18 protein-coding genes, 1 tRNA gene and 1 pseudogene are annotated in these 20,646 nt (G+C 55.4%); 9 read left to right on the top strand and 11 right to left on the bottom strand.

Annotated elements, in window-relative coordinates:
• Positions 1 to 23: 23 nt before the first annotated feature.
• Complete coding sequence (yfcF, locus tag OCH02_RS12130) at positions 24 to 659, bottom strand: glutathione transferase (RefSeq protein ID WP_261431477.1); 636 nt, start codon at positions 657 to 659, stop codon at positions 24 to 26.
• Between the two features lie 170 nt (positions 660 to 829).
• Here yfcF and OCH02_RS12125 point away from each other — a divergent pair, with 170 nt between their 5' ends.
• Positions 830 to 1,546: an HPP family protein gene (locus OCH02_RS12125; RefSeq protein WP_261431476.1), complete on the top strand. Its 717-nt coding sequence runs from the start codon at positions 830 to 832 to the stop codon at positions 1,544 to 1,546.
• Here the strand turns inward: OCH02_RS12125 and OCH02_RS12120 are convergent.
• From OCH02_RS12120 to OCH02_RS12110, 3 genes and pseudogenes are all read right to left on the bottom strand, one after another.
• A pseudogene (locus OCH02_RS12120) lies at positions 1,547 to 1,639 on the bottom strand (aminoglycoside N-acetyltransferase AAC(6')-Ic); the annotation flags it as partial.
• Positions 1,640 to 1,717: 78 nt separating this feature from the next.
• Complete coding sequence (locus OCH02_RS12115) at positions 1,718 to 2,215, bottom strand: DUF2569 domain-containing protein (protein WP_261431475.1); 498 nt, start codon at positions 2,213 to 2,215, stop codon at positions 1,718 to 1,720.
• 188 nt (positions 2,216 to 2,403) lie between these two features.
• Positions 2,404 to 2,480: transfer RNA gene (locus OCH02_RS12110), tRNA-Ile, on the bottom strand.
• A 147-nt stretch (positions 2,481 to 2,627) separates the two neighbouring features.
• Here OCH02_RS12110 and mug point away from each other — a divergent pair.
• Positions 2,628 to 3,116: a G/U mismatch-specific DNA glycosylase gene (mug, locus tag OCH02_RS12105; RefSeq protein ID WP_261431474.1), complete on the top strand. Its 489-nt coding sequence runs from the start codon at positions 2,628 to 2,630 to the stop codon at positions 3,114 to 3,116.
• A 119-nt stretch (positions 3,117 to 3,235) separates the two neighbouring features.
• Here the strand turns inward: mug and OCH02_RS12100 are convergent, their stop codons facing one another.
• The 4 genes from OCH02_RS12100 to rpsU form a co-directional block, all read right to left on the bottom strand.
• Positions 3,236 to 3,391 (bottom strand): YegP family protein, encoded by a 156-nt coding sequence (locus OCH02_RS12100; RefSeq protein ID WP_261431473.1) that lies wholly within the window; start codon positions 3,389 to 3,391, stop codon positions 3,236 to 3,238.
• A gap of 223 nt (positions 3,392 to 3,614) precedes the next feature.
• Positions 3,615 to 5,450, bottom strand: coding sequence for an RNA polymerase sigma factor RpoD (gene rpoD / locus OCH02_RS12095; RefSeq protein WP_261431472.1), 1,836 nt, complete (start codon positions 5,448 to 5,450; stop codon positions 3,615 to 3,617).
• 158 nt (positions 5,451 to 5,608) lie between these two features.
• Positions 5,609 to 7,357 carry a DNA primase gene (gene dnaG / locus OCH02_RS12090; protein ID WP_153858920.1) on the bottom strand — a complete coding sequence of 583 codons (1,749 nt, stop codon included), beginning with the start codon at positions 7,355 to 7,357 and terminating at the stop codon, positions 5,609 to 5,611.
• 136 nt (positions 7,358 to 7,493) lie between these two features.
• Positions 7,494 to 7,709 carry a 30S ribosomal protein S21 gene (gene rpsU, locus OCH02_RS12085; RefSeq protein WP_001144069.1) on the bottom strand — a complete coding sequence of 72 codons (216 nt, stop codon included), beginning with the start codon at positions 7,707 to 7,709 and terminating at the stop codon, positions 7,494 to 7,496.
• Between the two features lie 326 nt (positions 7,710 to 8,035).
• Here rpsU and tsaD point away from each other — a divergent pair, with 326 nt between their 5' ends.
• Positions 8,036 to 9,049, top strand: a complete 1,014-nt coding sequence (tsaD, locus tag OCH02_RS12080; protein WP_261431471.1) for a tRNA (adenosine(37)-N6)-threonylcarbamoyltransferase complex transferase subunit TsaD — start codon at positions 8,036 to 8,038, stop codon at positions 9,047 to 9,049.
• 35 nt (positions 9,050 to 9,084) lie between these two features.
• Here the strand turns inward: tsaD and plsY are convergent, their stop codons facing one another.
• Positions 9,085 to 9,723, bottom strand: coding sequence for a glycerol-3-phosphate 1-O-acyltransferase PlsY (plsY, locus tag OCH02_RS12075; RefSeq protein ID WP_153858922.1), 639 nt, complete (start codon positions 9,721 to 9,723; stop codon positions 9,085 to 9,087).
• 107 nt (positions 9,724 to 9,830) lie between these two features.
• On the opposite strand from plsY, the gene folB reads away from it, so the two are divergent.
• On the top strand, positions 9,831 to 10,190 hold the full coding sequence (gene folB, locus OCH02_RS12070; RefSeq protein ID WP_006320572.1) for a bifunctional dihydroneopterin aldolase/7,8-dihydroneopterin epimerase: 360 nt from the start codon (positions 9,831 to 9,833) through the stop codon (positions 10,188 to 10,190).
• A 132-nt stretch (positions 10,191 to 10,322) separates the two neighbouring features.
• Positions 10,323 to 11,147 (top strand): undecaprenyl-diphosphate phosphatase, encoded by an 825-nt coding sequence (gene bacA, locus OCH02_RS12065; RefSeq protein ID WP_261431470.1) that lies wholly within the window; start codon positions 10,323 to 10,325, stop codon positions 11,145 to 11,147.
• 40 nt (positions 11,148 to 11,187) lie between these two features.
• On the opposite strand, the gene OCH02_RS12060 is transcribed toward bacA, so the two are convergent.
• Together OCH02_RS12060 and OCH02_RS12055 are read right to left on the bottom strand one after the other, a co-directional pair.
• Positions 11,188 to 12,432, bottom strand: coding sequence for a multifunctional CCA addition/repair protein (locus tag OCH02_RS12060; RefSeq protein WP_261431469.1), 1,245 nt, complete (start codon positions 12,430 to 12,432; stop codon positions 11,188 to 11,190).
• A gap of 123 nt (positions 12,433 to 12,555) precedes the next feature.
• The gene (locus tag OCH02_RS12055) at positions 12,556 to 13,176 is read right to left on the bottom strand and encodes a TIGR04211 family SH3 domain-containing protein (protein ID WP_012146991.1); all 621 of its coding nucleotides are present in this window, start codon (positions 13,174 to 13,176) and stop codon (positions 12,556 to 12,558) included.
• Positions 13,177 to 13,456: 280 nt separating this feature from the next.
• On the opposite strand from OCH02_RS12055, the gene OCH02_RS12050 reads away from it, so the two are divergent.
• The 4 genes from OCH02_RS12050 to yjeH all read left to right on the top strand — a co-directional run bounded on the left by OCH02_RS12050 (position 13,457) and on the right by yjeH (position 20,644).
• On the top strand, positions 13,457 to 14,764 hold the full coding sequence (locus OCH02_RS12050) for an inorganic triphosphatase (protein ID WP_261431468.1): 1,308 nt from the start codon (positions 13,457 to 13,459) through the stop codon (positions 14,762 to 14,764).
• 45 nt (positions 14,765 to 14,809) lie between these two features.
• Positions 14,810 to 17,647, top strand: coding sequence for a bifunctional [glutamate--ammonia ligase]-adenylyl-L-tyrosine phosphorylase/[glutamate--ammonia-ligase] adenylyltransferase (glnE, locus tag OCH02_RS12045; RefSeq protein WP_261431467.1), 2,838 nt, complete (start codon positions 14,810 to 14,812; stop codon positions 17,645 to 17,647).
• 93 nt (positions 17,648 to 17,740) lie between these two features.
• Complete coding sequence (hldE, locus tag OCH02_RS12040) at positions 17,741 to 19,171, top strand: bifunctional D-glycero-beta-D-manno-heptose-7-phosphate kinase/D-glycero-beta-D-manno-heptose 1-phosphate adenylyltransferase HldE (RefSeq protein WP_012146988.1); 1,431 nt, start codon at positions 17,741 to 17,743, stop codon at positions 19,169 to 19,171.
• Positions 19,172 to 19,390: 219 nt separating this feature from the next.
• Positions 19,391 to 20,644 (top strand): L-methionine/branched-chain amino acid transporter, encoded by a 1,254-nt coding sequence (gene yjeH / locus OCH02_RS12035; protein ID WP_261431466.1) that lies wholly within the window; start codon positions 19,391 to 19,393, stop codon positions 20,642 to 20,644.
• Positions 20,645 to 20,646 lie beyond the last annotated feature (2 nt).

The following is a 20,646-nucleotide window of genomic DNA, read 5'->3' as shown; positions in this document are numbered from 1 at the left end:
CGGCGTCGTGGCCGCCGGTTTTTTTACCCGCGCATTTTCTCCGGCAGTGCCAACCAGGCCTGTACCGAAGGACGTTGCCACTGTTTCTGCGCATAGTGGCGAATGTTTTCCGGCACCGCATCACCGTGTATCACCAGCCGATTGAGCATCAATGCCAGATCGGTATCGGCAATGCACCATTCCCTGAACAAATTATCCTGGCCGTGGCTCAGCATTTTTTCGACGGCGGCGATCAGCTTGTTGGCGTCAGCCTGTGCGGCGGCGGACAGCGGGGGAAACTTGCCCTGGCAGAAAACGGCCTCGGTCGAGCGTTCGGCGCGAAGGTCCTGCAGATCGCTGCGTAGCCACGCCTGGACTTCCCGGGCCTTGGCGCGTTGTTTAACGTCGCGCGGATACACCGGATGGGCCGGATGGATCTCATCGAGATATTCATCAATGGCCGAGGACTCCGAGAGTTGAAACTCACCGACCACCAGCGTAGGGACTCTGCGTGTCAATGACAGCGCTGCATAGGTTGCCGTTTTGTTTTCCCCCTGTGACAAGTCGACCGGTTTAACGGTGAAGGGAATGCCTTTCTCCGTCAGGGTAATAAACGCCGACATGGCATAGGGGCTGAAAAAGTTGGCATCGGTATAGAGTTCGACAATCGGCTGAGACATTGGGTTTTCCTCAAGGCAAAGGGATGCGAACTTTGATAATTGACGAGCAGTGGCTAAAAATCAATCTGTTAGCAGAAAGTTATTTCAACGGTAGCCGTGCTGCGGGCGAGGGTTGCCGACGTTGTGATATATTTGTTGCCATTAAGTAGATTTTGGCAGTGCGAAGTAACATGAAGAAGCAGTGGATAGAGAGTTTGAAACTAGGGTGTGCGCGTTTGTGGCCGCACCCCTTGGCCGTAGGCAAAAAAGAGATATTTCTTTCTAGCGTTGGCGCCGGGTTGGGGCTGATGATTTCCGGCTGGATCAGCCATTTTGTTCTGGGCGAAGTGAACCTGTGGTTTATTGCGCCGATGGGAGCTTCCGCCGTGTTGCTGTTTGGCGTGCCGAACAGTCCGCTGGCGCAGCCATGGTCCATTGTCGGTGGCAATATGTCGGCCGCAGCGGTGGGGGTCAGCACCAGCCTGCTGATAGCCGATCCCGGCCTGGCCTGTGGGGTGGCGGCGGCATTGGCGATTGGGTTAATGTTCAAACTGCGTTGCCTGCATCCTCCCGGCGGCGCAGTCGCACTGACTGCGATCCTCGGTGGGCCGGGCATTCATCAATTGGGCTATAGCTTTGTGCTGTACCCGGTGTTGCTTAACTCGGTGTTATTGGCGCTGCTGGCGATTATCTTCAATAACCTGGCCGGACGACGCTACCCGCACCCCCTGGCCACAGCCGAGGTCAAGCCAGCCAATCTGCCGATTGATGCGGTGTCTATCACCCGCGCCGATCTGCATGAGGCACTAATGCAGGGTGAACTGTTTGATATCGACGAAGATGACCTGCAGGAAATCCTGCTGCGTGCCGAACAGCTGGCGCACCAGCGGCAGAACGGTGGTGTCTGATTAAGCGAGTGTTTTTCGATAAAATACCACTCGCTCCGTTTCGCTAAAACCCAGCGCCCTATGCAGGCGCTGGGAATCAAGATTGGCGATATCGGCTAAGGCGGTAAAGGCGCCGTCCGTGGATTATTGAAGCATAAAGGCCTCATGTTGGGTTGGCGTCAATATTTTGACTCAGTGCACAAAAGTGCGTTTAACTCGTACTGAGACGCAGAAATAAGGTATCCAGATGCAGGCTCCGATAATACTTCGGATCAATGAACGGGACTCTTCATAATTTAGTACAACGTCCAGATAGCGATTGCCGAGGTAAAGATCGATCGCCAAGAAAAGAATATTAGCCAGCAGCAGACCAATATAGGACCTCGGTAGTTGGCGTTTTTTACGGAAGAAGAGGCTGCTGGTATAGACAGACAATAGAAACAGCCCGATAAAGCTGAATAGTTCGAAAAACAAAATCCCTTTGAGCGCTGCTTGCAGAACATCGTAATTGTTAAGTGCTATCTTGAGCGTATTGGTGAGCGCGACAATATTAACAATGATGCTAATGAGTAACCCGAATGCCGGGACAAAAAGCCAGCCACGGATTTTCTTAAATTCTTTGCTCTCGCAATTCGCACAAAAATCACTGTCTTGCAGTGCTTGGTTGTTGCATTGAATGCAGGTTGTCATGATCCCTCCTGGAAAAATAGAATCCTTGTCAGGACAAATTATGTAGCGGTATGTTGAATTTGACTACTGGATCGTATCCTAAGGCACCGAAAAGTGCGAACGCCGCCATTTTGTCGCCATTACGGGCAAAAAACAAAAAAGCCACTTCTGAGGAAGTGGCTTAATGTGCTGTTATATCAGCAGAAATTTGGTGGCCCCTACTGGACTTGAACCAGTGACCAAGCGATTATGAGTCGCGTGCTCTAACCAACTGAGCTAAGGGGCCAAGCGGCGAGATTATACGGTAATCCTCCGGCGCAGGTCTACTGTTAACCATCTGTATGTTGCTTTTCTGCGCAGTTCTAGCCTGTTGTAATTGCTGGCGGATTTTGCGATAACCGCTGTAAATCCCTTTAATGGACTCTCGAAACCTATGGAACTCCTGGCACCCAACCTGCGGGTCGTGTTTTGCGGCATCAACCCTGGCCTGTCCTCGGCCCACCAAGGCTACCCCTTTGCTAATGGCAGTAACCGCTTCTGGAAGGTAGTGCATCAGGCCGGTTTTACCGATACGCAGTTAGCGCCTGAGCAGTGGCAACAGCTGCGGGATACCGGTTGTGGCATCACTGCGTTGGTGGCGCGGCCCACGGTGGCGGCCAGTGAGGTGACGCGTGAGGAGCTGCTCAGCGGCGGAGGGGCGTTAAAGGAAAAAATTCTGCGTTACCAGCCGCGTGCGCTGGCGATTTTGGGTAAGCAGGCGTTTAGCAGTGCTTTTGGAGTGCGTAATGCGTCCTGGGGACGTCAGGAAATGACGATCGGTAAAACCCAAGTATGGGTATTGCCGAACCCCAGTGGATTGAACCGTGCCACGCTGGAGCAGCTTACGGAGAGCTATCGCGAGCTGTTCCTGGCATTGAAATAATTTTTATTGAGGACGTGAGATCGATAATAAGGCTGTGGGGTCTGTCAAAGAGCTGCACCCGGCATTTGCCGCGAGCAGCTTATACTGACTTAATTCAAACCAAACTAATAGATCAGCGACTACCCTGGATAGCCGTTACGTTTGGCATTGGTCATGCAATCGGAACGGTTCTTATAACCCTCCGTAGATGCGCCGACAATCTTACCGTTAGGCGCAGTCCGGCGCCAACGCCATTCATTGCGATTGTCTTGATAAAATTCCCATTTATCATTCATCAAAATCATTCCTTTTATTTGATATCTCTCAGTCATGTTCTTAAGACAATTACCTCGTGTTTTAACGGAAACCGTAAAACGCTATTAATATGGTGTTTTTTTGACCGCTGCTCAAGACATTTTTATTGTGTGGTTACTGGTGTTTTGAGGCATAAAAAAACGGCTTCCTGTTAAAGAAGCCGTTTATTGTCGAAGCTTAAAGTTCGATCAATCGAACCAAACCTTAGTCGTCCAGGAAGCTACGCAGCACTTCGGAACGGCTTGGGTGACGCAGTTTACGCAGCGCTTTGGCTTCGATCTGACGAATACGCTCACGGGTTACGTCGAACTGTTTGCCCACTTCTTCCAGCGTGTGGTCAGTGTTCATATCGATACCGAAACGCATACGTAGCACTTTCGCTTCACGGGCGGTTAGGCCGGCCAGAACGTCGTGCGTGGCAGAGCGCAGGCTCTCCGAAGTAGCAGAATCCAGCGGCAGCTCGAGGGTGGTATCCTCGATGAAATCGCCCAGATGTGAATCTTCATCATCACCGATCGGCGTTTCCATGGAGATCGGCTCTTTGGCGATCTTCAGCACTTTGCGGATTTTGTCTTCCGGCATCAGCATGCGTTCAGCCAGCTCTTCCGGCGTCGGCTCGCGGCCCATCTCTTGCAGCATCTGGCGCGAAATACGGTTGAGTTTGTTGATGGTCTCAATCATATGCACCGGAATACGGATGGTACGCGCCTGGTCGGCGATAGAGCGGGTGATAGCCTGACGGATCCACCAGGTGGCGTAAGTTGAGAACTTATAACCACGACGGTATTCAAACTTGTCTACCGCTTTCATCAAACCGATGTTGCCTTCCTGGATCAGATCCAGGAACTGCAGACCGCGGTTGGTGTATTTCTTGGCGATAGAAATAACCAGACGCAAGTTGGCTTCAACCATCTCTTTCTTCGCACGGCGGGCTTTCGCTTCACCGATAGACATGCGACGGTTAATGTCCTTCACCTGCTCGATGGTCAGGCCGGTCTCTTCTTCAATCTGACGCAGTTTCTGCAGGCTGCGCTGCACGTCATCCGCAACGTCTTTCAGCTTTTCTGACCATGGCTTGGCCATTGCCAGCGCTGCGGCGAACCAGGTATCACTGGTTTCGTTGCTGGAGAACAGGGTAACGAAGTTTTTCTTCGGCATTTTGCACTGCTCAACGCACAGCTTCATGATGATACGTTCTTGAGTGCGAACGCGATCCATCATGATGCGCATGCTGTTGACCAGGAAGTCGAACTGTTTTGGCACCAGGCGGAACTGCTTGAACACTTCAGACAGCTTCAGAATTTCTTCTGCTGCGCTGGCGTGGCTGCGGCCGTTCTTTTTGATGACTACACGAGTTGCTTCATACTGATCGCGCAGATCGGCGAATTTCTGACGAGCCAGCTCTGGATCGATGCTGTTGTCATCTTCTTCTTCGTCTTCGTCGTCGTCTTCTTCGTCATCTTTTTGCTCTTCGGTCGACAGCTCAGAACCGACGTGCGTTGCGGTAGGAGCGATGTCTTCTTCCGCGTTAGGATCGACGAAGCCGGTGATCAGATCGGACAGGCGAGCTTCGCCTGCTTCGACGCGATCGTACTGCTCCAGCAAATAGGTAATGGCTTCCGGGTACTCGGCAACCGAGCACTGAACCTGGTTGATGCCGTCTTCAATGCGTTTGGCGATGTCGATTTCGCCTTCGCGCGTCAGCAGTTCAACGGTCCCCATTTCACGCATGTACATGCGCACCGGGTCGGTGGTACGGCCAATTTCAGACTCAACGCTGGACAACACTTGAGCAGCCGCTTCCGCCGCATCATCATCGGTGTCGGTGGTGTTCTCGGCCAGCATCAGGTCATCGGCGTCCGGTGCTTCTTCCAGCACCTGGATGCCCATGTCGTTAATCATCTGGATGATGTCTTCGATCTGGTCGGAGTCGACGATATCTTCCGGCAGATGGTCATTGACCTCAGCATAGGTCAGATAGCCTTGCTCCTTACCACGGGTGACAAGTAGCTTTAGCTGTGACTGCGGGTTTTGCTCCATAAGACGGTATCCACACTTCAGAGTATTGGGGTTGGTGTCGGTCGGCGAAACCGCCAACAATAGCATTTGGGGCGTTTTTGTTGTTGCCGCGGCCCACTGTGGCGGCATATTGCAGGGCTCTGCCCTCGCATTTATCGGCACTTAAGCCGTTTAGGTATTCAGTTTTTCTTCGCTAGCACTTGGTTAAGAGAACGGACTTCTTCACGTTCTTCCGGGCTGAGGCCATGTGTTCTGGCCTGCGCGATCAATGTCTCCAGCCGTTGCTCCAGTACCGAGTCATATAGGCTGGCCAAGGTGTCCAAAAAGGTCTGTTCGACCCTTTCCTCAACGATCATATGGTTCCATGTCGCCAAGGTTTCAAGTTGCTGGCTCAATTTGTTGTCGCGATACTGCTCCAACAACTGGCCGGTAGTCAGGCCTGGCTGAGCTAAACAGGTCTGCACCAACTCGACAAACAGCGGTAAACCGGCCTGTTTGGTCTGCTCCAATCCCTCGAGTGAAGGGATAAGTGTAGCCAACTGCGGATTTTGTACCAGTAGCCCTATTAGTATACGCATGGTTGTGCGTTTTAGCTGGGGCGCCTGATAGGTATTCGCATTTTCAGCCTGTTTGGGCATCAGCTTGTCTAGCTGGCTGTCATCGAGCAGGCCAAGCTTGCTGCCGAGCTGTTGACGCAGGTACAAGCGCAACGTTTCGCCCGGCACCTGAGTAATCAGCGGCAGTGCCAGCGTGCTCAGCTTGGCGCGGCCGTCCGGGCTGCTCAGATCTACCTGTGGCATCAGGGTTTCGAACAGGAAAGTGGAAAGCGGCTGCGCCAGCTCCATCCGTTGTTCGAAGGCCTCTTTGCCTTCTTTGCGTACCAATGTGTCCGGGTCTTCGCCATCAGGCAAAAACATAAACCGCAGCTGACGCCCGTCATTCAGATAGGGCAGTGCGGTTTCCAGTGCGCGCCAGGCCGCTTCACGACCGGCCCGGTCACCGTCATAGCAACAGACCACGTTGTCGGTGGCGCGGAACAGCAGCTGAATATGTTCAGCCGTCGTTGAGGTTCCGAGCGAGGCGACGGCATAATCAATGCCGTATTGCGCCAACGCCACCACGTCCATATAGCCTTCTACTACCAGCAAACGCTGCGGGGTAGGGTGGTTCTGCTGCGCTTCATACAGGCCGTACAGTTGACGACCCTTGTGGAATACTTCGGTTTCCGGCGAGTTCAGGTATTTCGGCATGCCGTCACCCAACACGCGCCCGCCAAAGGCGATCACTCGCCCGCGTTTGTCGCGAATAGGGAACATTACGCGTTCACGGAAACGATCGTACGAGCGTCCTTGATCGTTAGTCACCAGCATGCCGGCATCGTTCAATGCACTACGGCTGTCGGCGTCTCGACCAAAACGCTTTAAGGCATTATCCCAACCGGCAGGTGCAAAGCCGATGGCAAAATGGCGGATAACATCGTCACTCAACCCGCGCTGTTGCAGATAATTACGCGCCGGCGTACCGGAGGGTTGATGTAGTGACTGTTGATAGAACGAACTGAGCTGTTCCATCAGTTGATACAGGCTTTGACGCTGATGACGTTCGATTTGGGTCGGCCCGGAACCTGCCTCGTAAGGCACTTCCAGTCCGTGCATGGTTGCCAGCTCTTCGATGGTTTCGACAAACTCAAGTCGGTCGTAATTCATCAGAAAGTCGACGGCGTTACCGTGCGCACCACAACCAAAACAGTGATAAAACTGCTTTTCACCATTAACGGTAAATGAAGGCGTTTTTTCGTGGTGGAACGGACAGCACGCGTGATAGTTCTTGCCCTGCTTCTTGAGCTTTACCCGGGCGTCGATCAGATCGACGATGTCGGTGCGAGCCAGCAAGTCATTGATAAATACACGCGGAATTCGTCCAGCCATAAGCCCTTACTTTACTAGCCTATAAACGAGAACAAGCCGCGCATTCCTTTCGGAAAGCACGGCCTTCGTATGCAACTACTCGGTCTGCGCGATTTTTAAAATCAGAAATTCACGCGGCGGGGTTGCCCCCGAAGAATTAATACAGACGAGTGCGGCGTGCGTTTTCGCGAGCCAGTTTCTTCGCGTGACGTTTCACAGCAGAAGCTTTAGCGCGCTTACGTTCGGTAGTCGGTTTTTCATAGAACTCACGACGACGAACTTCAGCCAAAACGCCTGCTTTTTCGCAAGAGCGTTTGAAACGACGCAGAGCAACGTCAAATGGCTCGTTTTCACGTACTTTAATTACAGGCATGTGCCTCTCACCTCAATAAAATTCGGTTTGCTGCTGGCCAAGCGCCAGCAATTTCAAAATGGTGCGGAATTTTACTTCAACGGATGCTGCTTTGTAAAGCACCACAGCAAATTGAAACCTGCGGCCACCCTGGTAAAACATGCGCAATTTTGCATCGGGCGCTGATTATAGACTAATCAGAAAAAAATGCTCGTTTTTAATCAAACCGGCATTTATGGCTGGAATCATCAACATAGCCCAAGGTGGCCGACTAGATGCGCCGTACTGGCGGTAAACCGGCCTGTTTGTGCTAAACTGGCGGCCGCACGTGAATGATGGGAAATGTAATGCGAGTACTGGGTATAGAAACCTCCTGCGATGAAACCGGAATTGCAGTGTATGACGATCAGGCCGGTTTATTAGCGAATCAATTGTACAGCCAGGTGAAGCTGCACGCCGACTACGGCGGTGTGGTGCCGGAACTGGCTTCCCGCGATCATGTGCGTAAAACCGTGCCCTTGATTCAGGCGGCATTGAAGGAAGCGAACCTGACCGCGGCCGATATCGACGGCGTTGCCTATACCGCCGGGCCAGGCCTGGTGGGTGCGCTGCTGGTTGGCGCGACCATTGGTCGTGCGCTGGCATTTGCCTGGGGCGTGCCGGCAGTGCCGGTGCATCACATGGAAGGCCACCTGCTGGCTCCGATGCTGGAAGACAATCCACCGGCGTTCCCGTTTGTCGCGCTGCTGGTTTCCGGCGGTCATACCCAGTTGATCAGCGTGACCGGTATTGGTCAATACGAACTGCTGGGCGAATCGGTCGACGATGCGGCGGGTGAAGCCTTCGACAAAACGGCCAAGCTGTTGGGGCTGGACTATCCCGGCGGGCCAATGCTGTCGAAAATGGCGCAGCAGGGTGCCGCAGGCCGTTTCACCTTCCCACGGCCAATGACCGATCGGCCGGGGCTGGATTTCAGTTTTTCCGGGTTGAAGACCTTTGCCGCCAACACCATCCGTTCCAACGGTAATGACGATCAGACGCGTGCGGACATTGCCCGGGCGTTTGAAGATGCGGTGGTAGATACGTTGGCGATCAAATGCAAACGTGCGCTGGAGCAAACCGGTTTCAAACGGCTGGTTATGGCCGGTGGCGTCAGTGCCAACCGCACGCTACGGACCAAAATGGCGGAAATGCTGCACAAACGCGGCGGTGAGGTGTTCTATGCCCGTCCGGAATTCTGCACGGATAACGGCGCCATGATCGCTTATGCGGGTCTGGTACGGTTGCAGAGCGGTGCCAATCCGGAACTGAGCGTTTCGGTGCGACCGCGTTGGCCGCTGGCTGAATTGCCTGCAGTATAAATAGTTGAAAGGCCGGAGAGCTCCGGCCTTTTTGATTACTCTTCCTTCTTCTCTTCCTGCTCTGCCGCGTCGGTTTTCTTCTTGCGGAAGACACCCCAGATTTTCCCTTCCTGGCCACGCCACAGGCGCTGAATGTTGTCGTGGTGCCGCATCAGGATCAAACACGACAGCATCGCTACCGGGAAGGTGAACTGTGGTTTGAACCACCAGACGTAGAACGGAGCAATCAGCGCGCTGATAATCGCACCCAGAGAAGAATAGCCGCTGAGCAACACAGTCAGCAGCCAGGTGCCGGTCATCAGGCCGGTAAGATCCCAGCCGATCGGCGCTATGGCACCAAACGCGGTTGCCACGCCCTTACCGCCACGGAAGTGGAAGAACACCGGATAGATATGCCCCAGACAGGCGGCGATCGCCGTCAGGCCCAGATACAGCGGCGGGACATCAAGTTTGTATGCCAACCAGACCGGCAGCATCCCTTTGAGAATATCGAATACCAGCACCGCCGCTGCAGCTACGCGCCCGCCGATACGCAGGACGTTGGTCGCTCCTGGATTCCCTGAGCCATTTTCACGCGGATCCGGCAGCCTGGCGATCCGGCAAACCAGGATCGCACTGGAAACTGAGCCACACAGATACGCGAAGATAATCATGCCAAGCGCGGTAGCACTCATAACGCGGTTCCGTTTAATAAGGGTCGTTTTACTCGCAACATATATGGATAATACCCATATTCCGCTGGAAGTGGTATCCGGCAAGGCCAAAAACAGAGAATGACGTGATGGATATCGTATTTATAGAAGAGCTTACCGTAATTACTACCATTGGCGTTTATGACTGGGAACAAAACATTCGCCAGAAGCTGGTGTTCGATATCGAAATGGGCTGGGACAATCGCCAGGCGGCCGCCAGTGACGATGTGAATGACTGCCTGAGCTATGCCGATATCAGTGAAGCCATTATCCAGCACGTGGAGCCCAATCGCTTTGCGTTGGTGGAGCGGGTTGCGGAGGAAATATCTGAAATATTACTCCAGCGCTTCAATTCCCCATGGGTCCGTATTAAGGTCAGCAAACCGGGCGCTGTTGCACATGCCAGCCGGGTTGGGGTGATCATTGAACGTGGTACCCGACCGGTGTGACGTTCTGTCATACCTGTGCAACTTAAGACCGTTAATCTGGTCTGAACCTGAGAATTGTTTTAGCGGCAATGTATTTGCACACTGCCGCTTTTTTATGTTTATAGCCGTAACTTTATAGGGTGATCGAAGCACATGGCGGACATGCATTCACTGTTTATTGCGTTTGTTCTTGGGGTGGTCGAAGGGTTAACTGAATTTTTACCGGTGTCTTCAACCGGGCACATGATTATTGTCGGCGAGTGGCTGGGCTTCACTGGCGATAAGGCCAAAACTTTTGAGGTGATCATCCAGCTGGGGTCGATTCTGGCGGTGGTGGTGATGTTCTGGCGTCGCTTGTTTGGGCTGATCGGCATTCATTTCGGTGGTAAGCCGGTTGAGCATGAAGGCAAAACGACGGGCCATTTGAAACTGGGCCATATTCTGCTGGCGATGATCCCGGCGGTGGTGCTGGGGCTGCTGCTCCATGACTTTATCAAGTCGCTGTTTGCACCGAAAAACGTAATGTATGCACTGGTGGTGGGTGGTTTCCTGCTGCTGGCAGCGGAATGGTTTAAGCCGAAGAAGCCGAGTGCAGAAGGGCTTGATGATATTACCTACCGCCAGGCGTTTATGATTGGTTGCTTCCAATGTTTGGCACTGTGGCCGGGCTTCTCCCGCTCAGGTTCCACCATTGCCGGTGGCATGCTGGTGGGCGTGAATCGTTACGCGGCTGCGGAGTTCTCTTTCATTCTGGCGGTGCCGATGATGATTGGTGCCAGTGCGCTGGATTTGTACAAGAGTCTGCACTTCCTGACGATGGGTGATTTACCGATGTTTGCCGTCGGCTTTGCCACTGCTTTCGTGGTAGCGCTGATCGCGATCAAGACCTTCCTGACGCTGATCAAACGCATCTCGTTTGTGCCGTTTGCCATCTATCGCTTTATCGTGGCCGGTGTGGTTTACATGGTCTTCATGTAAGCTGAGCGGCAATAAAAAACCCCGCAGCGCGGGGTTTTTTTTATGCCTGATCGAGAGGGATATCCTGGGTTTGTTTCCACTCGGCCAGTGCTTGTTGACGGCGGCGCTTTAGCTCGTCGCGGACAGCCAGCCCTTGCAGGCCGCTGGCCACCACCTCTTTGGCCGATACTGCATTCGCCACTTGAAACGCCTGGCGCAAATAGTCGCCCTGCGGATAAGGGTTATTTTCAAAGCCGGTACGGCCGCGAGCGTCGGCTTCGCTGGTGAGGATCATCTGTTCCAGCCGCTGTGGTTTGCGCCAAACATCGACCGCATCAAACAGTTTCAGTAAGGTCTCAGGGCGCAGCTTGTTTACCGTATGGATCAGGTCGTGATATTCGGCAACCAGCTTGGCCAGATCGCGTACCGGGTTGGGGACTCGCAGCCGTTGGCACAGTGCTTCGACCAGCAGAACGCCCGCAGGTCCATGGCCGTGGTGATGTGGCCAGAGTTCTTTTGGCGTCTGCCCCTTGCCGAGGTCATGACAGAGTGCGGAGAAGCGTACGTCCACTTCAGGGCTGAGCTCGGCAGCGATGGCCAGCGTCATCAGGGTATGAATACCGGTGTCGATCTCCGGGTGCCATTTGGCGGGGGCCGGTACGCCGAACAGCGCGTCGATCTCCGGGAACAGCACGCCAAGCGCCTCGCAGTCACGCAGCACCTGAAAATAGACCTGTGGGCTCTGGCTTTGCAGCGCCTTCTCGGTTTCTTTCCATACCCGTTCGGCCGTCAGCGCTACCAGTTCACCACTGCGTGCCATCTGGCGCATCAACTCGGCAGTTTCCGGGGCGATGCTAAAACCCAAATGGGCGAAGCGGGCGGCGAAACGCGCCACGCGCAGTACACGCAACGGATCTTCACCAAAGGCATCGGACACGTGGCGCAGTACTCGCGCTTGCAGGTCGGCCACGCCGTTGAAAGGGTCGATCAGCTCACCGTCGGCGCTGCGGGCAATGGCGTTGATGGTTAAATCGCGACGTTGCAGATCCTCTTCCAGCGTTACGTCTGGCGCGGCGTAGCAGGTAAAACCGGTATATCCCTGGCCGGATTTCCGCTCGGTGCGTGCCAACGCATATTCTTCATGTGTCTTGGGGTTGAGAAACACCGGGAAGTCTTTACCGACCTGTTGATAGCCCAGGGCTGTCAGCTCGGAAGGCGCAGCGCCAACCACCACCCAGTCACGGTCGACTACCGGTATCTCAAGCAAGCTGTCGCGGACGGCACCGCCGACCAGGTAAGTCTTCACTGTTAACTCCTGAATTTATCCTAAGGCTCTGTTGACCAGATTACCTCAATTAGCGGGGCGCTGCCGAAACCAATAAAAAGGGCGCCCCGCAGGCGCCCAATCTAAAACCGAACGATACTTTACTCAGTTCATCCAGCGGTTATTGCTTTTGCGACGCGGGATCAGGTGTGGTAACAGCAGACCCAACAGCAGGCCTACCCCGGCCACGCCGCCGCCGTACATAAACCACTGCAGGATAATAGTGCGCTGTTTGTCGTCGAGCTGCAGGTTAACGGCGTTAACCTTTTTCTGCGCCACGACCAGCTGGTTTTTCAGATCCTGGTTTTCCTGCTGCAGGCCGCTGATGGTGCTGTCGCTGCCGGCCACTTTTTGCTGCATTTCAGCGGTACGCTGGTTCCAGCTGTTGTCGATATTGGCCAGTTTATCGGTCAGGGTTTTTACCTGCTGCTCCAGCGCGGGCACCTGAGTGCGCAGGCTTGGTGTCTGGCTCAGCTGATCCAATGGGATCCAGGTATTGCGGCCCTTGGCATCGCGGATCTGGCCATAGTTGGTGCTGTCATTTACGCTCAACAGGGTCACTTCTTCACCGGCGTTCAAAGTGCCGACAATACGGTACTGATTACCCGGGCCGCTGTGGACGTAAGTATTCAATTCATCGGAGATATAGCGCTTATCTTCGGCATGGGCGCCCCAAGTGATGCTGAAGCTCAGCACGGCAAGGCAAATCAGGCGTAATTTCTGCATTAGTTCATCGTTTCTGTGTGAATTTATGGGAACGATAGTAGAGCGTTCAGTCTGACGACGCAACGCAAAAACCGGAATGAGAACTATCTTACTGTGGCAGATTCTGTGAGTTGCGCAGCGTTTTATAACGTAACAGGTTTTTTCTGCAGTTAGCAGGGTTAAGGCGCCGGGAATCGCGGTAAGATAACGGCAACTGTGCGTCACCGGGCAGAACGTGGCAGGCCAGGCCCGCCGCCGTGAAGGCTGACGCGAATGCGTAACTTATTGGTGTAAAAGACTTATGACCGTTGAAATAGAACTGAAATTTATTGCCACCCCGGATGCGGTTGCCGCCTTGCCGCAGCAACTGGCCGCCTGGCCGAATCAGCATTCCGCACCGCAAAAACTGACCAATATTTATTTCGAAACCGCCGACAATTTCCTGCGTGGTCAGGATATGGGGCTACGTATCCGCGGGTTCGACGACAGTTATGAAATGACCATCAAAACCGCCGGCAAGGTGGTCGCGGGCTTGCATCAGCGTCCGGAATATAATGTGGCGATCGCCACGCCGGAACTGGCGCTGGATCGGTTCCCGGCAGATATCTGGCCGCAGGGTTGTGATATCCCGGCATTACAGCAGGCGTTACAACCGCTGTTTCGCACCGACTTCGTGCGTGAGAAGTGGGTGGTCACTTACGGTAAGAGCGAGATTGAGGTTGGTCTTGACCAGGGTGAAGTGAGTGCCGGTGAGCTGAGCGAAGCGCTGTGCGAGATCGAACTGGAGCTGAAAGAAGGCAATACCGCTGATTTGCTGGCGTTGGCCAATGTACTGGCGGAGCACGGCGGCCTGCGTCAGGGCAGCCTGAGCAAGGCGGCGCGGGGGTATCATTTGGCGCAGGGCAACGCCCCGCGCGAGCGTCATCCATTGGCAGTATTGAAACCGGCCGCTAAATCCACCGTTGAGCAAGGGATGATCGCCAGTTTCGAACTGGGTTTGAGCCACTGGCAATATCACGAAGAACTGTGGTTGCGTGGTGATACTCAGGCCCGTCGTTCCGTGATGGAGGCGATTGCGCTGATCCGCCAGGCACTGGTGATTTTCGGCGGGCTGGTCCCACGCAAGGCCAGCGCCGATCTGCGCGCCCGGCTGACCGCACTGGAGCCGCTGCTGGTTGATAAAACCACTCAGCCACAGGCGTTGTGCTACAGCGCGGAATATCTGCAATGTAAGTTGGCGCTCACATCATGGTTGGTGACCGGCGCCTGGAAGCCCTTTATCGATGCTAAGGCACAGGCCAAGCTTGACGGTTCCTTCAAACGTTTCAGCGACATTATGCTGGGGCGCAGCGCCGCCGAGTTGAAAGAAGCCTTCACCCGCACGCTGAATGATGACGAATACGAGGAACAGCTGCCGCGTCTGACGCGTCAGGTCTCGGCATTTATCCTGCTGTCGGGGGCTTACCCTGACGACGAAACCGGCCCCTACATTGATGGCTGGCGCGAGCTGCAGCTGGCGGTGGCCGAACGGCGCCAGGGCTGGTACGAAGGCAGCCGCAAGCAGGCCTTATCGCATGCGCCTTTCTGGTTAAACGGCGCGCTCCGTTAATTAAGCTGGCCTGCCAGGCGCAGACCTTCGATTGGATCATTCACTATGTTGCCACTTTCAGCAGCGTTACAGACTCAGGCACAGAACATCGTGCAGCGTTTTCAGGAAACTCAGGGCGCGGACTGCGCGCTCAGCAGTCAGGAACAGTGGGTTTTGGCGTCGAGCGACTTTGTCTGCGACATGTTGCAGAGCCAGCCGGAATGGCTGGCGACGCTGCGCAAGCAACCGCCGGTGGCGGACGAGTGGCAACATTATGCCGCCTGGCTGCAGGATGATTTGGAAGAGGTGCGTGACGAAGCGCAACTGATGCGTGCACTGCGCCTGTTTCGCCGCGAGACGCTGGTAAGGATCGCCTGGGCGCAGGCGCTGGGCCAATGCAGCACGCAAGATACGCTGTTGCAGCTGAGTGGGCTGGCGGAAACGCTGATTGTCAGTGCCCGCGACTGGCTGTACCAAACCTGCTGCCGTGAGTGGGGCACCCCATGCAATGCTCAGGGCGTGCCGCAGCCGTTGCTGATCCTCGGTATGGGGAAATTGGGCGGTGGTGAGCTGAACTTCTCGTCCGATATCGATCTGATCTTTGCCTACCCTGAAAACGGCCAGACCCAGGGCGGGCGGCGTGAGCTGGATAACGCCCAGTTCTTCACCCGTCTGGGGCAGCGGCTGATCAAAGCGCTGGATCAGCAAACCATCGACGGCTTTGTCTACCGTGTAGACATGCGGTTGCGGCCGTTCGGCGACAGCGGCCCACTGGTGATGAGCTTCGCTGCGCTGGAGGATTATTATCAGGAGCAGGGCCGTGACTGGGAACGTTATGCGATGGTCAAGGCGCGGCTGATGGGCGGGTCGGAAGATGCCTACAGCGAAGAGCTGCGCAAAACCCTGCGGCCCTTTGTCTTTCGTCGCTATATCGATTTCAGCGTGATCCAGTCATTGCGCAATATGAAAGGCATGATCGCTCGTGAAGTCCGGCGGCGCGGGCTAAAAGACAATATCAAACTGGGTGCCGGTGGCATCCGCGAAATTGAATTTATCACCCAGGTGTTCCAACTGATCCGCGGTGGGCGTGAGCCGGCGTTGCAAGGGCGTTCCCTGCTGCCGACGCTACAGGCGGTGGGGGAACTGGGGCTGCTGGAACCGCAACAGGTACAGGCGATGAGTGCCAGCTACCTGTTCCTGCGCCGGCTGGAAAACCTGCTGCAGGCGATTGCCGATCAACAAACGCAAACGCTGCCGCAAGATGAACTCGACCAGGCGCGGCTGGCCTGGGGTATGGGGTTCGACGATTGGTCGGCCTTGTTGTTGGCGCTGGATAACCATATGCAGGCGGTCAGGGCGGTATTTAACGACCTGATTGGCGACGATAGCCCGGATGTTGGTGAAGATCCCGATTATCAGCACTATCACAGTCTGTGGCAGGACGCGCTGGAAGAGAATGAACTGGCCCCGTTGACGCCACATCTGGATGAAGAGGCGCGCAGGCAGATGCTGCGCACCATCGCTGAGTTTCGTCATGACGTCGACAAACGCACCATCGGCCCACGCGGTCGTGATGTGCTCGATCAATTGATGCCACGCCTGCTGGCGGAAGTCTGTCCGCGTCAGGATGCACCGACCGCACTGCTCAGGCTGACCCAGCTGTTACTGAGCATCGTGACCCGTACCACCTACCTTGAGCTGCTGGTGGAATACCATGCGGCGCTCAGTCATCTGATTCGTTTGTGTGCCGCTTCACCGATGGTAGCCAACCAGCTGTCGCGTTATCCGCTGCTGCTCGACGAGCTGTTGGAGCCGGCGACGTTATATCAGCCGGTGGCCCCGGATGCCTACCGCAGTGAGCTGCGCCAGTACCTGCTGCGGGTGCCGGAGGACGACGAAGAGCAAAGGCTGGAAGCGCTACGCCAATTCAAACAGGCGCAGCAGCTGCGTATTGCCGCCGGGGATATCTCTGGTGCACTGCCGGTAATGAAAGTGAGCGATCACCTCACCTATCTGGCAGAGGCGATTATCGACACCGTGGTGCAGCAGGCGTGGAACGATATGGTCGCACGCTATGGCCAGCCAACCCATTTGCAGGAGCGTGAAGGGCGCGGTTTTGCGGTGATTGGCTACGGCAAGCTGGGCGGTTGGGAACTGGGTTACAGTTCCGATCTTGACCTGGTGTTTATCCTCGATTGTCCGCCGGAGGTGATGACCGACGGCGATCGCAGCATCGACGGCCGTCAGTTTTATCTGCGTCTGGCACAGCGGGTCATGCACCTGTTCAGCACCCGTACCTCGTCCGGTATTTTGTATGAAGTGGACGCGCGCCTGCGGCCGTCGGGTGCGGCCGGCATGTTGGTCAGCACCGTCGAAGCCTTTGCCGATTATCAGCAGAGCGAAGCCTGGACCTGGGAACATCAGGCGCTGGTGCGGGCACGCATCGTGTATGGCGATCCGTTGTTGCATCAGCAGTTTGATGTTATCCGCCGGGAGATCCTGTGCAAACCGCGTGACCTGGAAACGTTGAAGCGCGAGGTGCGTGAGATGCGCGAGAAAATGCGCAATCACCTTGGTAACAAGCAGCGTGAACTGTTTGATATCAAAGCCGACGAGGGCGGGATCACCGATATCGAATTTATTGCCCAGTATCTGGTCTTAGGCTATGCGGCGGCCGAACCGCGCCTGACGCGCTGGTCTGATAACGTGCGAATTTTCGAACTGATGGCCAATTACGGCATCATGCCGGAAGAGGAAGCGCGTGCACTGACCCAGGCTTACGTCACCATGCGCGACGAGATCCATCATCTGGCGTTGCAGGAGCATTCCGGCAAGGTTGGCAATGGGCAATTCGCCGCCGAACGTGAACAAGTCCGCGCCAGTTGGGCGAAGTGGCTGGGCTGAGCAGGCCGGTTGCGCAATACGTTTTGCAGCTATTACAGACGTCTGTGGTAATATCTGCGCCACTAAAATTTTGTACTTTTTTGGAGTTATCGGATGAAAGTTACACTGCCTGATTTTCGCCGCGCCGGGGTATTGGTGGTGGGTGACGTCATGTTGGATCGCTATTGGTATGGGCCGACCAGCCGCATTTCACCGGAAGCACCGGTGCCGGTGGTCAAGGTTGAAACCATTGAAGAGCGTCCTGGCGGTGCGGCTAACGTGGCGATGAACATTGCTTCGCTGGGCGCCAATTCACGCCTGGTCGGCCTGACCGGTATTGATGATGCCGCGCGAGCGCTGAGCGCCAAGCTCAATGAAGTCAACGTGCGCTGTGATTTTGTCTCGGTGCCGACGCATCCGACCATCACCAAGCTGCGCGTGCTGTCGCGTAACCAGCAATTGATCCGTCTCGATTTCGAAGAAGGCTTCTCAAACGTCGATCCACAGCCGCTGTTGGAACGTATTCAGCAGGCGCTGCCGCAGATTGGCGCACTGGTGCTGTCAGATTACGCCAAAGGCGCGCTGAGTCAGGTACAGAGCATGATCCAACTGGCGCGTGCCGCCAAGGTACCGGTGCTGATTGATCCTAAAGGATCTGATTTCGAGCGTTATCGCGGTGCTACACTGCTGACGCCAAACCTGTCCGAGTTCGAAGCGGTGGTCGGCCACTGTAAAGACGAAGCCGAACTGGTTGAACGCGGCATGAAGCTGGTGGCGGACTTTGAGCTTTCCGCTCTGCTGGTCACCCGTTCCGAGCACGGCATGACGCTGCTGCAGCCGGGCATCGCGCCGCTGCATTTACCCACTTTGGCGCAGGAAGTGTTTGACGTTACCGGTGCCGGCGATACCGTTATCGGCGTGTTGGCCGCGGCACTGGCTGCCGGCAACACGTTGGAAGAGTCCTGTTTCCTGGCCAATGCCGCTGCCGGCGTGGTGGTAGGCAAACTGGGGACTTCGACCGTTTCTCCGATCGAACTGGAAAACGCGGTACGCGGCCGGGCCGAAACCGGCTTTGGCGTAATGACCGAGGCCCAGTTGAAAACCGCCGTGGCGCAAGCCCGTCAGCGCGGTGAAAAAGTGGTGATGACCAACGGTATTTTCGACATTCTGCATGCCGGTCACGTCTCTTATCTGGCCAATGCCCGCAAGCTGGGCGATCGCCTGATTGTGGCGGTGAACAGCGATGCTTCCACTAAACGCCTGAAAGGCGAAACCCGTCCGGTCAACGCGCTGGAAAACCGCATGATTGTACTGGGTGCGTTGGAAGCGGTGGACTGGGTGGTGCCGTTCGAAGAAGACACGCCACAACGCTTGATCGCCGATATCCTGCCAGATCTGCTGGTGAAAGGGGGCGACTACAAGCCTGAAGACATCGCCGGTAGTACCGAAGTATGGGCCAATGGCGGCGACGTCAAAGTGCTGAACTTTGAAGACGGCCTGTCGACCACCAACATCATCAAGGCAATCAAAGACGGGCGTGGTTAACATTTTATTTTTAGCCTAAATAATTCGAGTTGTATCAAGGCGGCAATCGAGGGAGACCGATGAACTTACATGAGTAAGTGATTCGGGTGACAAATCTGCCGGGAGCAGATTTGAACGCTGTGTGCAGCGGCCCGAAGGGGAGGCCCATGGATGGGCCGAATAACTGAGCGGCCAACGCGGATACAGCTTGGCGTATGAGGGATAAAACGGCGGTGGGCAGTGAGTGGACTAAAGCAAGAGCTGAGTTTGGCGCAGGGCGTTGGACTATTGTCCACTTCACTGCTGGGTACCGGCGTATTTGCCGTTCCGGCTTTGGCGGCACAGGTGGCACAGGGCGATAGTCTGTGGGCCTGGCCGCTGTTGATTATCCTGGTGTTCCCGATCGCCATTGTCTTTGCGGCTTTGGGCCGCCACTTCCCCAGTGCGGCTGGCGCAGCGCACTTTGTCGGGCTGGCCTTTGGCCCGCGCATGGCGAAAGTCACCGGCTGGCTGTTTTTATCGGTTATTCCGGTTGGCTTGCCTGCGGCGCTGCAGATTGCCGCCGGTTTTTGGCAGGCCACTTTCGGCTGGAGCGCCAATGTCCTGCTGTTGGTGCAAATTGCCACGCTGGTGGTGATTTGGTTTTTAGGCACGCGAAGCGCGGGTTCCAGTGCCAATATTCAAACGTTAATCGCCATTCTGGTGGTGGCGCTGGTGGCCGCTATCTGGTGGCGTGGTGACATCTCAGTGTCCCAAATTCCCTGGCCGGCAATCAACGAAATCTCCTCGCCCAATCTGTTCCACGCGCTGGCAGTGATGTTCTGGTGTTTTGTGGGCTTGGAGGCATTTGCCCATCTGGCGACCGAGTTCCGTAACCCTGAACGCGATTTTCCGCGTGCGCTGCTGTTTGGCATGTTGGTCGCCGGGACGGTGTACTGGGGATGTACCGTGGCGGTGCTGCATTTCCACGCCTACGGTGAGCATCAGGCGGCGGCTGCGTCGTTGCCGGGTATCGTGGTGCAACTGTTTGGTCAGCATGCGCTGTGGGTGGCCTGCATCATTGGCTATCTGGCCTGCTTTGCCAGCGTGAATATCTATACCCAAAGCTTCGCCAGACTGGTGTGGTCGCAGGCGCAGGATCGTCCGTCCAGCGCGCTGGCCAGGCTGTCTGCCGGACAGGCACCTGTCAATGCATTAAGCGCGGTGGTAGGCAGCTGTTTGCTGTTCACTTTGCTGATTTATACGTTGAAATTACCGCTGGATACGCTGCTGGTGTATGCCAATGGCATCTTCGTGCTGATCTATCTGCTGTGCATGCTGGCGGGTTGTCGAATTTTGCACGGGCGTTCGCGGCTCATGGCGGCGACAGGATTAGGGCTGTGTGCGTTGTTGATGGTGATTATCGGTTGGAAAAGCCTGTATGCGCTGGGAATGTTCGCGCTAATTTGGCTGGTGTTGCGGCTTAAGGCGCAGGCGGCACTCAAAGCGCAATAAGG

The organism is Serratia quinivorans, from assembly GCF_946227985.1.
In the GTDB taxonomy this organism is placed as follows: Bacteria; Pseudomonadota; Gammaproteobacteria; order Enterobacterales; family Enterobacteriaceae; genus Serratia; species Serratia quinivorans_A.
Note: the sequence above shows the minus strand (reverse complement) of the source record. Positions and strands in the feature narration are given on the sequence as shown.

What these genes read in the sequence shown, in the direction of transcription:
- glnE (WP_261431467.1), top strand. Translation starts at nt 14,810, where the DNA reads ATGTTGCCACTTTCAGCAGCGTTACAGACTCAGGCACAGAACATCGTG.
- OCH02_RS12115 (WP_261431475.1), bottom strand. Translation starts at nt 2,215, where the DNA reads ATGACAACCTGCATTCAATGCAACAACCAAGCACTGCAAGACAGTGAT.
- yfcF (WP_261431477.1), bottom strand. Translation starts at nt 659, where the DNA reads ATGTCTCAGCCGATTGTCGAACTCTATACCGATGCCAACTTTTTCAGC.
- hldE (WP_012146988.1), top strand. Translation starts at nt 17,741, where the DNA reads ATGAAAGTTACACTGCCTGATTTTCGCCGCGCCGGGGTATTGGTGGTG.
- tsaD (WP_261431471.1), top strand. Translation starts at nt 8,036, where the DNA reads ATGCGAGTACTGGGTATAGAAACCTCCTGCGATGAAACCGGAATTGCA.
- OCH02_RS12100 (WP_261431473.1), bottom strand. Translation starts at nt 3,391, where the DNA reads ATGAATGATAAATGGGAATTTTATCAAGACAATCGCAATGAATGGCGT.
- OCH02_RS12050 (WP_261431468.1), top strand. Translation starts at nt 13,457, where the DNA reads ATGACCGTTGAAATAGAACTGAAATTTATTGCCACCCCGGATGCGGTT.
- rpoD (WP_261431472.1), bottom strand. Translation starts at nt 5,450, where the DNA reads ATGGAGCAAAACCCGCAGTCACAGCTAAAGCTACTTGTCACCCGTGGT.
- plsY (WP_153858922.1), bottom strand. Translation starts at nt 9,723, where the DNA reads ATGAGTGCTACCGCGCTTGGCATGATTATCTTCGCGTATCTGTGTGGC.
- folB (WP_006320572.1), top strand. Translation starts at nt 9,831, where the DNA reads ATGGATATCGTATTTATAGAAGAGCTTACCGTAATTACTACCATTGGC.
- rpsU (WP_001144069.1), bottom strand. Translation starts at nt 7,709, where the DNA reads ATGCCTGTAATTAAAGTACGTGAAAACGAGCCATTTGACGTTGCTCTG.
- dnaG (WP_153858920.1), bottom strand. Translation starts at nt 7,357, where the DNA reads ATGGCTGGACGAATTCCGCGTGTATTTATCAATGACTTGCTGGCTCGC.
- OCH02_RS12125 (WP_261431476.1), top strand. Translation starts at nt 830, where the DNA reads ATGAAGAAGCAGTGGATAGAGAGTTTGAAACTAGGGTGTGCGCGTTTG.
- bacA (WP_261431470.1), top strand. Translation starts at nt 10,323, where the DNA reads ATGGCGGACATGCATTCACTGTTTATTGCGTTTGTTCTTGGGGTGGTC.
- mug (WP_261431474.1), top strand. Translation starts at nt 2,628, where the DNA reads ATGGAACTCCTGGCACCCAACCTGCGGGTCGTGTTTTGCGGCATCAAC.
- OCH02_RS12055 (WP_012146991.1), bottom strand. Translation starts at nt 13,176, where the DNA reads ATGCAGAAATTACGCCTGATTTGCCTTGCCGTGCTGAGCTTCAGCATC.